At 59.2% G+C, this 12,515-nt stretch carries 11 protein-coding genes and 1 pseudogene; 7 read left to right on the forward strand and 5 right to left on the reverse strand.

Going from position 1 to position 12,515, the window contains the following annotated elements; translation table 11 throughout:
- From EJA71_RS09005 to EJA71_RS09015, 3 genes and pseudogenes are all read left to right on the forward strand, one after another.
- Window positions 1–848: pseudogene (locus EJA71_RS09005) on the forward strand (hypothetical protein); the annotation flags it as partial.
- Window positions 845–1,423, forward strand: a complete 579-nt coding sequence (locus EJA71_RS09010) for a DUF4123 domain-containing protein (RefSeq protein WP_158956084.1) — start codon at window positions 845–847, stop codon at window positions 1,421–1,423. The pseudogene EJA71_RS09005 and the gene EJA71_RS09010, both read left to right, overlap by 4 nt.
- 352 nt (window positions 1,424–1,775) lie before the next feature.
- Window positions 1,776–2,204 (forward strand): nuclear transport factor 2 family protein, encoded by a 429-nt coding sequence (locus tag EJA71_RS09015; protein ID WP_158956085.1) that lies wholly within the window; start codon window positions 1,776–1,778, stop codon window positions 2,202–2,204.
- 152 nt (window positions 2,205–2,356) lie between these two features.
- On the opposite strand, the gene mqo is transcribed toward EJA71_RS09015, so the two are convergent.
- Window positions 2,357–4,003, reverse strand: coding sequence for a malate dehydrogenase (quinone) (gene mqo / locus EJA71_RS09020; RefSeq protein ID WP_158956086.1), 1,647 nt, complete (start codon window positions 4,001–4,003; stop codon window positions 2,357–2,359).
- Between the two features lie 537 nt (window positions 4,004–4,540).
- Between mqo and EJA71_RS09025 the strand changes: the two genes are divergently transcribed.
- The 4 genes from EJA71_RS09025 to EJA71_RS09040 all read left to right on the forward strand — a co-directional run bounded on the left by EJA71_RS09025 (window position 4,541) and on the right by EJA71_RS09040 (window position 6,800).
- Window positions 4,541–4,972 carry a nuclear transport factor 2 family protein gene (locus EJA71_RS09025; protein WP_158956087.1) on the forward strand — a complete coding sequence of 144 codons (432 nt, stop codon included), beginning with the start codon at window positions 4,541–4,543 and terminating at the stop codon, window positions 4,970–4,972.
- A gap of 363 nt (window positions 4,973–5,335) precedes the next feature.
- Entirely contained in the window at window positions 5,336–5,857 is a 522-nt protein-coding gene (gene sodC, locus EJA71_RS09030; protein WP_158956088.1) for a superoxide dismutase family protein, read from the forward strand.
- A gap of 146 nt (window positions 5,858–6,003) precedes the next feature.
- A complete protein-coding gene (locus EJA71_RS09035) occupies window positions 6,004–6,318 on the forward strand; it encodes a DUF2388 domain-containing protein (RefSeq protein ID WP_158956089.1) in 315 nt (104 codons plus the stop codon).
- Between the two features lie 80 nt (window positions 6,319–6,398).
- The gene (locus EJA71_RS09040; RefSeq protein WP_178113672.1) at window positions 6,399–6,800 is read left to right on the forward strand and encodes a hypothetical protein; all 402 of its coding nucleotides are present in this window, start codon (window positions 6,399–6,401) and stop codon (window positions 6,798–6,800) included.
- Here EJA71_RS09040 and ligD read toward each other — a convergent pair whose 3' ends face one another.
- The 4 genes from ligD to EJA71_RS09060 form a co-directional block, all read right to left on the reverse strand.
- Window positions 6,801–9,392, reverse strand: coding sequence for a DNA ligase D (gene ligD / locus EJA71_RS09045; RefSeq protein WP_158956093.1), 2,592 nt, complete (start codon window positions 9,390–9,392; stop codon window positions 6,801–6,803).
- Between the two features lie 17 nt (window positions 9,393–9,409).
- Window positions 9,410–10,363, reverse strand: a complete 954-nt coding sequence (locus EJA71_RS09050) for a class I SAM-dependent methyltransferase (RefSeq protein WP_158956095.1) — start codon at window positions 10,361–10,363, stop codon at window positions 9,410–9,412.
- A gap of 11 nt (window positions 10,364–10,374) precedes the next feature.
- Window positions 10,375–11,751 (reverse strand): iron-containing redox enzyme family protein, encoded by a 1,377-nt coding sequence (locus EJA71_RS09055; protein ID WP_158956097.1) that lies wholly within the window; start codon window positions 11,749–11,751, stop codon window positions 10,375–10,377.
- Window positions 11,752–11,920: 169 nt separating this feature from the next.
- Window positions 11,921–12,515, reverse strand: a 595-nt coding sequence (locus EJA71_RS09060; RefSeq protein ID WP_158956099.1) for a tellurite resistance TerB family protein, incomplete at its 5' end; no start/stop codon positions are given.

A 12,515-nucleotide genomic window follows, 5' to 3' on the forward strand; every position in this document is an offset into this window, starting at 1 on the left:
TCGCCATCCCGCGGATCGGCATGGAAGTGCTGGTCACTTTCCTCGAAGGCGATCCCGACCAGCCGCTGGTCACCGGATGCCTGTACCACAAGGAAAACGTCGTCCCCTACGACCTGCCGGCGAACAAAACCCGCAGCACCTTCAAGACCCTCAGCTCACCGGGCGGCAAGGGTTACAACGAATTCCGCATCGAAGACAAGAAAGGCGTCGAACAGATCTACCTCCACGCCCAGCGCGATTGGGACGAGAACATCGAGCACGACCAAAAGATTCGTGTCGGCAATGAACGGCATGACACCGTTGAAGCCAATACGCTGAGCGAATTCAAGGTTGAGGAACACCGGATTACCCATCTGGATCGCAAAACCGAAGTGCGTGCCGATGATCACCTCACGGTTGGCAGCACTCGCCATGTGAAAGTCGGCACCGCGTACTTTGTCGAAACAGGCCAGGAAATCCACTACTACGCCGGCAGCAAAGTCGTGGTCGAAGGTGGTATGGAACTCACCGCCAAGGCTGGCGGCAGTTTTGTAAAAGTCGATGCCGGCGGAGTGACCATCAGCGGTGCTCAGGTGAAGACCAACTCCGGCGGTTCCCCAGGATCCGGCACCGGCATCGCGATCAAGCTGCCGATTGCCTTGACGCCTGCCGACGCCGACGCGGCCGGCAAAACCCTCAGCGCGGCACCGATCAATACGCCAACAACCGCGGCACCGCTCGCCACGCCGGCGTCTGCCGCCGCACCAACCAGCGCAGAAACCCGACTCATCCAACAGAACCTGCAAGCAAAAACACTGGTCGCTGCCGCCAAGACCGGCGTGCCCTTTTGCGAGATCTGTAACCGATGAGCCAGTTTCGACCCAGCCTCAACGAATGGTTGAACAGCGAGTTCTGGCCCCACGGCTCGCGCCCGGGTGCGCCCAAGGTTTACGCCTTGCTCGATGGTGCTCGTGATACCCGTATCGAGTCGTTGGTGCGTAACAGCAACGCGGAGTTTTCCTGCCTGTACGCCGGTGAACTGGCGCCGAGCCTGTCAGCGGCAGCCCCCTATCTGCTGCACCTCGACCCGCAGCAGCCCTACACATGGCGACTGTTCGAAGAAGGCTGGGGGCAAAGTTGGGGCAGTTTCGTCGTCGCACCTGCGCAGGTTTCGCTGGACGAATTGCGCAGCCACTTTCGCACGTTGCTACGAGTCACCGACCCGGATGGCAACCTGCTGGTGTTCCGTTTTTATGACCCCCGTGTCTTGCGGGTTTACCTGCCGACCTGCACAGCGCAAGAGCGCGCCGCGATGTTCGGCCCGGCGAGCCAGCTCATCGCCGAAACCAGCACGGGCCAGTCGCTGATTGTTTACCCGGCAGATCCCGCCGGTGGGCCGGCGGCGCGAGTCAGTGGCTGGCCTTCGGCGGATGCGCTCGGGTGATCAGACCGGAGAAATCGTCGCGAGCAAGCCGATCAGAATGGTCAGCGTCAGAAACCCACCCAGAAAAATCGCCATCTTGTTCATCTAGCTCTCCTCAATGCTGAGCTTGCGGTGCACGGGGCGCTTCGGAATGAAGGACTGCCGCGAATCACCGTACTGCGGAGCTATTCTGAGCCGATGGCTGCGCCGGTTACAGAGGCAGATTGAACAGAAAAATACGGATCAGATGGGCATCTGATCTGCTTCCGCGATGTTTGGATATTCAGCGACACACTGAAGGGTTTCAATTATGCGAGGTTGATCTAGAGTCTTGATCGTCGCGAGAAGAACAACAAAAACTCAGGAGTGAAACATGTCCGATCTGAACCTGCAGCCCAACGTCGCCCCGTCACTGAATCGTTGGCACGAAATGATCCGTACCGGTGACCTGAGCGCTCTGCCCGAACTGCTCGCCCCACAAGCCGAGTTCCGCTCGCCAATGGCCCACACGCCCTACCCCGGCGCACCGGTGGTGTCGATGATCCTCAACACTGTGTTCGAGGTGTTTGAGGACTTCAAATACCACCGCGAACTGGCCACGGCCGACGGCTTGAATGTGATTCTGGAATTCAGCGCCAAAGTCGCTTCGAAAGAACTCAAGGGCATCGACATGATTCGCTTTGACGAGCACGGCAAGATTGTCGAGTTTGAAGTGATGGTGCGGCCGCTGAGCGGATTGCAGGCGCTGGGCGAAGAGATGGGACGCAGACTTGGTGCTTATCTGGCCTCCGCCAAAGCCTGAATGGACCTGTAGGAGCTGCCGAAGGCTGCGATCTTTTGATCTTGAAAACAAAATCAAAGGATCGCAGCCTTCGGCAGCTCCTACAGGGGGTAGCGCATAAAAAACCCACTGACCGTCGCCGGTTCAGTGGGTTTTGTGTGTCAGGGATCTAGTTACAGAGCCATGTCACGTGCAGCGTTTTCCTTCGGCGCTTCAGCTTTTTCAGCTGCAGGTGCGGCCGGAGCAGCAACCTGACCGATCACTGGTGGTGTCGGCAGTTCGAGGATTTTGGCGGTGTAAGCCCACTCTGCAGCCACTTTGGCTGGATCGCTGTTCAGCTGAGTGCCGTAGCTTGGCACGATCTGGTGCAGCTTGGTTTGCCATTCCGGGCTAGCCACTTTGTCTTTGAAGACTTTCTGCAGCACGCTCAGCATGATCGGTGCAGCGGTCGACGCGCCTGGCGATGCGCCCAGCAGGCCGGCGATGGAGCCGTCTTGTGCAGCCACGATTTCGGTGCCCAGTTTCAGCACGCCGCCAGCGGCTTCATCACGCTTGATGATTTGCACGCGTTGGCCAGCTTGCCACAGGCGCCAGTCTTCGGCTTTGGCGTTCGGGAAGTATTCCTTCAGCGCGTTCATGCGGTCTTCATCCGACAGCATCAGTTGGCCTGCAAGGTACTCGACCAGCGGGTATTCCTTGATGCCGACCTTGGTCATAGGCCAGATGTTGTGGGTGGTGGTGCTGGTCAGCAGGTCCAGGTACGAGCCTTCTTTGAGGAACTTGGTGCTGAAGGTCGCGAATGGGCCAAACAGGATGACGCGCTTGCCGTCCAGAACACGGGTGTCCAGGTGCGGAACGGACATCGGTGGTGCGCCAACCGAAGCTTTACCGTAAGCCTTGGCCAGATGCTGTTCAGCGATGGTCGGGTTATCGGTCACCAGGAACGAGCCGCCTACCGGGAAGCCAGCGTATTCCTTGGCTTCTGGAATGCCCGACTTCTGCAGCAGATGCAGTGCACCGCCGCCCGCGCCGATGAACACGAACTTGGCGTCGGTTTCGGTTTTGGTGCCGTCTTTCAGGTTTTTGTAGCTGACGCGCCAAGTGCCATCGGCATTCTTGGTGATGCCCTGCACTTCGCTCGACAGTTTCAGATCGAAGTTAGGCTTGGTCTGCAGATGGGCAGCGAACTGGCGGGTGATTTCGCCGAAGTTCATGTCAGTACCCAGCGGGCTCCAGGTGGCCGCGATTTTCTGGTTCGGGTCACGCCCTTCCATCATCAGCGGAACCCACTTCTTGATCACAGCCGGGTCTTCGGAGTACTGCATGCCGGCGAACAGCGGGCTCGCTTGCAGGGCTTCGTAGCGCTTTTTCAGGAACTTGATGTTGTCATCGCCCCACACGAAGCTCATGTGCGGAGTGGTATTGATGAACGAGCGAGGGTTCTTCAGAACGCCTTGCTGAACCTGCCAGGCCCAGAACTGACGCGAGACCTGGAACGCTTCGTTGATCTCGACGGCTTTCGGGATCGTGACGTTGCCTTTGTCATCTTCCGGGGTGTAGTTCAGCTCAGCCAGAGCCGAGTGACCGGTACCGGCATTGTTCCAGCCGTTCGAGCTTTCAAGGGCGACGCCATCGAGGCGCTCGACCATTTCCATCGACCAGCTTGGCTCCAGCTCATTGATCCACACACCCAGGGTGGTGCTCATGATGCCGCCGCCGATCAGCAGGACGTCGACTTTCTTTGCTTCGTCAGCATTGGCGGACGTCATCCCCATCGCCAAAGCCAGACCCAGCAGGGCTGTGTTCACTTTCTTAAACATCTGTAGCACCTATGATAAAACGCCTTCCGCCCGCCTCTTTTATCGGTATGCGATCCGCTTTGGTGACGCTCAGGCTAGCGTCGCAGATTCCGGCACACTTCAATTTTGACGGGTGGGCACACAAGGCCGACAGGTTGCATCGACCTCAGTTAATGTCCCTTCTGAACTGACTTTTTATCATTATTGGCTTCAGCTACTTGAGCGACAGGGATTCCGTCAGCTCGCCCGAAGGCAAACAAACTGAATTAGGTCAAACCAAGTTGGCGCGCAGAATATCACGTCAGGGCAAACCCGCGCGTCTGTTCCCGACTTGAGAGTCTTTTTCCGCTCAGGGACTTATCGGCCGTCAATCGCCGAACATGAACCGCCGAGGGCTCTGACTGAAGCCTTTCAGCGTTGCAGCCTGTTTATGGGGTTAATCCCGAGCCCGCAGTCGCTGCCCAATCCATTAAGAATCTGCTACGTTGTACGATGACTGACGAATTCACATTTTGAATCAATCAGCCATCCACCTATAACAACAAGGAAACACCTTCAATGAACAACACCCGCCTTCTTATCGGTTTTCTCTGCGCCTTCAGCGGTTACACCCTGGCCGCCCCTGCTCCGGCAGAAAAAGATGTCGCCCAAGCAGTCGACCATCTCACTCAGGCGATGCTGCACAAAGACATCGCCGAACTGAATGCACTCACCGCGCCCAACCTGACTTATGGCCACTCCAGCGGCAAGATTCAGGACAAGAAAGAGTTCATCGCCGACATCGAAACCGGCAAGAGCGCCTTCAAGACACTCGAAATGCAGAAGCAGACCATCACCTTGTCCGGCGACACCGCGCTGGTGCGTCACCACTTTTCCGCGCAGGCGCTGAAGGGGACTGAAGTGATACCGACCGAGATCGAGAATTTCCAGATCTGGCAGAAGCAGGATGGCAAGTGGCTGTTGGTGGGGCGGCAGGCGTTCAAGTTCTGATTGGATTGCAATTCCCTTGAACAGGCTTTGAATAGGCTGGCTCATGCGTGGGCCAGCCCGCCTCCACGAAGCTCGATTTACAATCAGCAACACTCGATTCCAGCCTGATCGCCAGTAGGTTTTTCTCCTTGTCGGCGCTTGTAAACGCCTGTCAGTGCTTCAGTTAAGCCTGTTTGCCCGAGTCCGCTGCGCAACAACGTTTCGGCAGTTGTCAGCGGCGGCAGCAACGGCGATAAAACTTTCCCAATGCGCCGCAAGTCTGAATTTTCAACGCACACGGCCAATGCCTTCATCGTCAGTCAATGTCGTCAGCCTTGAGTCCGTCGCTCTGAACACACTTGCAGCAGCAAAAAGGAAACGCCTATGAAACGCGCACTCTGGTTGGGTTTGCTCGGCACCTTCGCCATCGGCTCCGCTCAGGCAGCGACCGAGAAAGTCGCAATCAATCTGGTTAGCGCCGACGGCGCGCCGCAGGCGATCGGTTCGGTCACCGTCAGTGAGACGCCGTATGGCTTGTTGTTCACGCCGGATCTGAAATCCCTGCCGGCCGGCATCCATGGTTTCCACGTCCACGAAAACGGCAGTTGCGAAGCGGGCATGAAGGATGGTGTGAAAGGTGCGGCCCTAGCCGCTGGCGGGCATTTCGATCCGCAAAAGACCGGCAAGCACCTCGGCCCCTACGCCGATGGCCACCTCGGCGATTTGCCGGCGGTGTACGTGACGGCTGACGGTGTCGCCAACTATCCGGTGCTCGCGCCGCGCCTGAAGAAAATCTCCGAGATCAAAGGCCATGCCCTGATGATCCACGCCGGTGGCGACAACCACTCCGACATGCCCAAACCGCTGGGCGGTGGCGGTGACCGCATGGCATGCGGGGTGATTTGAGGACATTCGCTTCAAGACGCAAGGCAACCCGCCACGAGGTTGCCTGCGTCTGTCTCATCAACGCGACACGGAACTCCCGCCTTCCACGCCCCTCTCACATTATGTAGTACTTCCCTTTTGCTTCGCGCCTGTGGAGGAACACCGTCATGCGCAAGTTAGTGCTCGTTTCTTCTTTACTCTTATGCCTGCCGGTCGGTTCGGCGCTGGCCCGCGTTGACGCGGGCGATGTCGCCACCTCGGCGGGTGTCTCCGCGTCGCTGTACTCGACCTTCAAGGATCACAAAATGGTGATTCCGGCCCGTGACGACTTGTCTGCATTTGTCGCCAGTGGCGGGGCCATTCGTGGGGTTTATCTTGAATCGGGATTGCAACAGGTGCGTCAGGACAACCCTGGCATCAACGCCAGCGACGAAGATCTCGCCAACGCGATTCTGGTGCATTACGAAGGCCTGAATCAGTAGCGCTCACGGATTTGGCAGCCGATGGACGGCCGCTGAAGGCTGATAGGCAAAACAGTCCCACGGCCTCTATGATGGAGGCCATGACGACTTCTGCGCCGTTGCGCTCCCCCTGCCCGCCCGGCGCCTGCATTTGCGGGCGCGATCCGTTGCTGGAGACGCCCGGCGCGGATCTGCGCATCCTGCGACTGACCCGCGAAGAGGAAAAACGCCTGCTCGCGCGCCTGGAAATACTCAAGGATCTTGACGACCTCAAGCACCTGCAACAGCGCATGTTCGAGCAACTGGGCATTCGCGTGGACGTCGCTCCCGGTTTCAACGAAGTGCGCACGATGCGCGGCATCGCCATTCAAATCGATGAGTTACCGGGCCTGTGCCGCAAGACCCGGGCGGCGATTCCGGCGGCGATTCGCCGAGGTCTGGAAAACAACCAGCAAATTGCCTTCGAACTGCTCAACGCCCACGACTTGTTGCGCGACACCTGATCACTTTTTCATACCGACCCGTTTGCGCATCTCAGCCGTGATGCTCTGGCGGGTTTTCTTCATGTCGGCCCACGGCTCGTCGCCGACTTCCGCCAAGCGCTCATGCACGTTGTGCACATTCCACTGATTGCCGCCCTTGATCTCGGCCACCTCCTCACGGAACACCGGCACCGACACCGGCAAGCCTTCGCGTGTACGCGCCGAGTAAGTGCAAATCGTGGTAGCGCCCAAGCCATTGCGCAGGTAGTCGATGAAGATCTTGCCGACACGATTCTTCGGCCCGGACACCGCCGAGAAACGATCCGGCAACAGCTTGGCCATGTGGCTGACAATCGCGTGACTGAAGTCTTTCACCTCATCCCAACCGTGCTTGCGGGTCAGCGGCACCACCAGGTGAATGCCCTTGCCGCCGCTGGTTTTGAGAAATGCTTTGAGCCCCAGTTCATCGAGCACCGTGAGGGTCAGCGCGGTGGCTTCGACCATGCTTTTCCAAGGCAACGCCGGATCCGGGTCGAGGTCGAGAACGAAGCGATCAGGCTTGTCCAGATCGACGGTGGTGGCGTTCCAGGTGTGCAGTTCGACGGTGCTCATCTGCACCGCGCCGATCAGCGCTTCGGCGTTGTTGATTAGCATCACCGGTTGGCCGGTGAGATCTTTGTCCAGTGTCGTGATGCCGGGGATTGCCAGGCGCTCGGCATTCTTCTGAAAGAACAATTCGCCGGCAATGCCATCCGGCGCACGCACCAATGCGACCGGACGATCCTTGAGCTGCGGCAGAATCCATTCGGCAACATTGGCGTAATACTCGGCCAGTTGCATTTTGGTGGTGCCACTGACGGCATCAATGACCCGATCCGGGTGGGTGATGCGCACTTTGCCGTCGGCCAGTCCGAGCTGTGACGGCGCCGCTTCAGCGTTGCTCGCTGCGGCTTTTTTCGGCGATTTCTTTGCAGCGGATTTCGGCGCTGAAGTCTTCACGGGTTTCGCTCGCTCCTCAGTGATGTCCTTGGCCGGTTTGTCATCGCGCAACCCATGGAACACGGCATGGCGCACCGAGCCGTCCTTGGTCATTTCGGCGAACGCCACTTCGGCCAACAGCTTGGGTTTCAACCAGTGCACGCCTTTGGCGTCGAAGCCACTGGGCGGATTGACCACGGCTGCTTTCTTCACCTGCAACGGTTTCAACTTCGCGAGGATGCTTTTCAACGTCGCTTCGTTGAAGCCGGTGCCGACTTTGCCGGCGTAGCGCAATTCGCCGCTGTCACGATCATGCAGGCCCAACAGCAAAGCGCCGAACGCACTGCGCGAGCCTTTCGGCTCGGTGTAGCCGACGACCACGAATTCCTGCCGATGTTTGCACTTGAGCTTGATCCAGTCGCCGCTGCGCCGTGACACATACGGGGAGCCGAGGCGTTTGCCGATCAAGCCTTCCATCTGCATCTGACAGGCGCTGTTGAGCAGCGCATCCGGGGTTTCGTCGAACGCCTCGGAGTAGCGCAACAACGGATTTTTCTGCGCGCCGAGAATCGTCGCCAGTGCGGCGCGGCGCTCTTCCACTGGCACCTCGCGCAGGTCAACGCCGTTGAGATACGGCAGATCAAACAGGTAATAGAGAATGTTGCCACTGCGCCCGACCTCGAACGCATTTTGCAGGGCCTGAAAGTCCGGCACGCCATGTTCGTTGGCGACCACCATTTCGCCGTCGAGCCAGGCGGATTCAAGCCCCAGCGCGGCCAACGCTTCGGCCTGTTGCGGCAGTTTGTGCGTCCAGTCATGGCCATTGCGGGTGAACAGTTGCACCTGGTCATGATCGATGCGAGCCATGATCCGGTAGCCGTCGAACTTGATCTCGAAGCTCCATTCACCTTCGGGCGCACTGTCGACCAGCGTCGCCAATTCCGGTTTGAGCTGAGCGGGGATTTTTGCCTTGTGCGCGCCAGTGAGCGTGCCCGAAGCTTTTTTGCGTGGCTTGGCAGCAGGTTTGTCCAGCGGTTTGACCTGCTTGGCGGCAAGCTTGGGTTTATCGACCAGCGTGCGCTCACTGAGCACGCTGTCCGGTTCCGCGACCAAGACATCGTAATCGTCCTGCGGACGGGCGGCGTTGTCCTGATGCTTGATCAGGAACCAGTTCTCCTTTTTGCCCGGCATGTGCGTGCGTACCAGGTTCCAGATTCCGCCAAGCTTCTCGCCCTGCAGTTCGAACTTGAGCTTGCCTTTGGCGTAGGCCTTTTGCGGGTCTTCCAACGGAATCCACACGCCGCGATCCCAGACAATCACATCACCAGCACCGTAATGGCCTTCGGGGATGCTGCCTTCGAAGGTCGCGTAATCAAGCGGATGGTCTTCGACATGCACGGCCAGACGCTTGACCTTGGGGTCGAGCGATGGCCCTTTCGGCACCGCCCAACTCTTCAGCGCGCCATCGAGTTCCAGGCGAAAGTCGTAATGCAGGTGCGAGGCGTCGTGTTTCTGGATGCAGAACTGCAAGGCGGAATCGGCCGCTTTTTTCTTGCCGGCACGTTTGACGGCAGCCGGTTCGGAGGTCGCCGAAAAATCGCGCATGCGGTTGTAGTCTTCGAGGTTTCTGCTCATCGCGCACCTGCCTTGCTTCAGCCTATACGGGTCACAGTCAATGCGACCACGGCAATTCGGTCGACCCTCTGATAACCGGGGTTGACCAATTCTTCGCCGAACACATCAGGATCGATTTCCCGATAGGTCCAGCCGAAGCGTTGCTCATCCAGACGGGGCAGCACGGTATCGAGAAAAGGATCGCGGCCATCGACCATCGCCACGCCGGTATAGAGCAACAGCGAACCACCTGGCGCGAGCCGATTGAGCGCCTGCTCGACAATGCGCAACGACAATCCGGCGCCGAGTGTTCCGCCGCCATGCCGGTATGCCCGTGCGGCCGGATCAGCCATGTACGGCGGGTTGGCGACAATCAGGTCGAACTCGCCTTCAACGGCTTGCAGCAGGTCACTGTGTTGGACTTCAACGTTGGCGACTTCTGCCAATGCGGCGTTGATCGTGGTCAGGCGCAGCGCGGCAGGATTGATGTCCAACGCCAACACTTGCGCTTCGCGGCGCGCGCGGCCAATCAGAATCGCGCCGACGCCCGCGCCACAGCCGATGTCCACGGCACGATGGATGGGCGCGAAATTCTGCTGCAAATGGGCGTGGATCAGTTGTGCAAACCGGTAGGTGTCCGGGCCAAAAAACACCGAGTCAGCGGCTTCAGTGGGAAACGCCGAATGCACGAACAGCAAATCGTCCAGGCTCGACCAGCGCACCCGACTCTTCAGATGGCCTTCGTACGAATCGATGACTTGAGCATCTTCCAATTGGCGTTGTTCATCGGCCGATAACAGGCCCGGCTCGAAGGGACGCGACCAGCCGAACACATCGCGCAAGGAGTCGGCGAACTGGCCTTCATCGCGCTCGTTGACCCGCTGATGGGTCAGCGGCGTCGGGGTGATAAACCGGTAGCCGTCAGCCTGCAGGCGCCGGCCTAACTGCAACAGCGCAAGATCATGGGTGGACAGCTGTTCTTCCTGACTCATTGAGGATTTCCTTAAGGCAAACGAGATTTGAGTTCGATGAACCGGCGGATAGCGAGCAGGCCGGCTGGATGCGCGTGTCTTGCTGGGGCGAGCCACGGGATAAGCGTGGCCATTTGTGCGTGCGTGTCCTGGCCTTGCAAAGCGGCGTTGAGGATTTGCACGTCGGGGTCCTGCTCCGGCACTTCGATCGGTGCGTTCGTCGCAGCGTGACGCCGCAGCGCAGCGGGTTTCTTCGCGGGCTGCCAATTGCCGGCAATCCAGTCATGCACCAATTGTTTTTCGTAGGCGCTGAACACGCCGAACATCGCCGCGCCGTCGCCATCGATCAACTGCCAGAAGCGACTCGCCTGAGGGTCCTCGTGGCGTTTGATCCAGCCTTTGTTTTGCAGGGCCTGCAGGAAACCGGGCAAATGCTCGGGCTCGGCCAGCCACTGATTGACGGTTTTACCTTCGAAACGGCAGTAGTCCGAGTGCATGTGCTGGGCGAACGGGCATTTGCGTTCAAGCATTGCCAGCAACTCGCGCTCCAAGTCAAAACCCTCGATGATTGCGCGACTGCCCTGCCCCAAATCATTGAGTCGATAACCCTGCGATACCCGCCGTAGAAAATCGGCGCGATCGGCTTCCAGCGGCAGCAGGTCGAGCACCGCTTGCACGGCTTTCTGTGCATGCCCGGTGCTGGCGTTATCGATGGTGACGTGGAGGGTGAAATAGTACGGATCAATGCCCAGTTCAGTCAGTTCGTAACTGCTGATCAGCAGGTGCAATGGCAGTTGTTCGTAACCGAGGTTGTAGCCGATCACCTCCGGCAACATTTCATCGCCACAAGCGCCGAGCGCCAACTGCAATGCGCCTTGCAGATAACGTTCATCGGGGATCGGGCTGGCGTGATCGAGGTCATGCTCGGCCAGCAGTTTGCGGTAGATCACCACATGATTTTGCGCCGGATTGCCTTCGCCCAGCTCTTCCAGATAAGTGCACAGCAAGCCGCTGAAGCGTGGATCCCGCCAGTGTTGCAGCAAGCCATACAACCACGCGCCATCCACCAGTTTGGTCGGTGCAACGGCTTGCAGGAAATACAACGCCTGCGCCTTGCTGGCGAAAAATTGCCGTGGCCCACCGGCCTTGCGCTGTTGCAAATAGTCGGCATATTGGCGGGCAACATCGGCGCAATGCGCAGCGACCCATTCGTGCCAGGTGGAGGGATCCTGCGGCAGTTCTTCGGGCAATGCGGCGGCGAGCTGCAGCTGTTCATGCAAAAATGAATGCGCCCGCGCCCTCGAATCATCCTCGCGCAGCAGACTTTCATACATGCCCCGGACATTCCCGGAGGGATTGATCGCTTTGGGTAGGGCCGGCGCGGATTGCAGGCGAGTCAGGACAGTCATGGCAGTAATCTCGGTCGAATGGCAGGACGCTGTTTCGTACGCCTCTACAGCAGAGAGGCGCAGCGCCTGCGAAAAATTCAATCGACGTGAAAATTGCCCGGACGGACGGCCATATGTGCCAGCGGCAGCGCTTCCTGTATACGCGCCGCTGGCTGCGATCTTTTTCGGTTTATGCCTGCCCTTTGGCCTGCTGCTCCAGATGCACCTGCAGATCCGGATCGATCTGCAACGCGGCCGCCAGTTCGTCGAGGTAGCTGCGTTCGGCGTCTTGCTGGTCGTCCACCAGCATCACGCTGGCCAGGTACATTTCGGCGGCGACGGCGGGATCGCCTTGGGCAGACTGTGCGACCTCGGCGGGGTCCAGCGGCTTGGCGACTTCAGCATCGAGCCATTGCTGCAATTGCGGATCCTCGGTGTGTTTGCCGATCTCGCTGCTGATCAGGTGTTTTTCGGCCTCATCGATGCGCCCGTCCGCCTTGGCTGCAGCGATCAGGGCACGCAGGACGGCGTGGCTGTGTTCTTCGACTTCGGGGCCGGCGAGCAGGTTGGCGGTTTGCGGCATCTGTTGCGGCGCCGCGCTGGCCTGACTGCGTTGCCAGGCTTGATAGGCCTGGTACGCCATCATCCCCAGCGAGGCGAGCGCCGCGTAATTGGTGCCGCCGCCAGAACGACTTTGCGTGCCACCGCCGCCTAACGCGCCGCCCAGGCCACCTCCCGCGCCACCGCCGAGCAAACCACCGAGCAGGCCGCCCAATCCGCCAAGC

Origin of the sequence: Pseudomonas sp. PB106, from assembly GCF_009764645.1 — a bacterium.
Taxonomy (GTDB): domain Bacteria; phylum Pseudomonadota; class Gammaproteobacteria; order Pseudomonadales; family Pseudomonadaceae; genus Aquipseudomonas.

Coding starts and splice junctions, on each gene's coding strand:
- EJA71_RS09010 (WP_158956084.1), top strand. CDS start 845: ATGAGCCAGTTTCGACCCAGCCTCAACGAATGGTTGAACAGCGAGTTC.
- EJA71_RS09015 (WP_158956085.1), top strand. CDS start 1,776: ATGTCCGATCTGAACCTGCAGCCCAACGTCGCCCCGTCACTGAATCGT.
- mqo (WP_158956086.1), bottom strand. CDS start 4,003: ATGTTTAAGAAAGTGAACACAGCCCTGCTGGGTCTGGCTTTGGCGATG.
- EJA71_RS09025 (WP_158956087.1), top strand. CDS start 4,541: ATGAACAACACCCGCCTTCTTATCGGTTTTCTCTGCGCCTTCAGCGGT.
- sodC (WP_158956088.1), top strand. CDS start 5,336: ATGAAACGCGCACTCTGGTTGGGTTTGCTCGGCACCTTCGCCATCGGC.
- EJA71_RS09035 (WP_158956089.1), top strand. CDS start 6,004: ATGCGCAAGTTAGTGCTCGTTTCTTCTTTACTCTTATGCCTGCCGGTC.
- EJA71_RS09040 (WP_178113672.1), top strand. CDS start 6,399: ATGACGACTTCTGCGCCGTTGCGCTCCCCCTGCCCGCCCGGCGCCTGC.
- ligD (WP_158956093.1), bottom strand. CDS start 9,392: ATGAGCAGAAACCTCGAAGACTACAACCGCATGCGCGATTTTTCGGCG.
- EJA71_RS09050 (WP_158956095.1), bottom strand. CDS start 10,363: ATGAGTCAGGAAGAACAGCTGTCCACCCATGATCTTGCGCTGTTGCAG.
- EJA71_RS09055 (WP_158956097.1), bottom strand. CDS start 11,751: ATGACTGTCCTGACTCGCCTGCAATCCGCGCCGGCCCTACCCAAAGCG.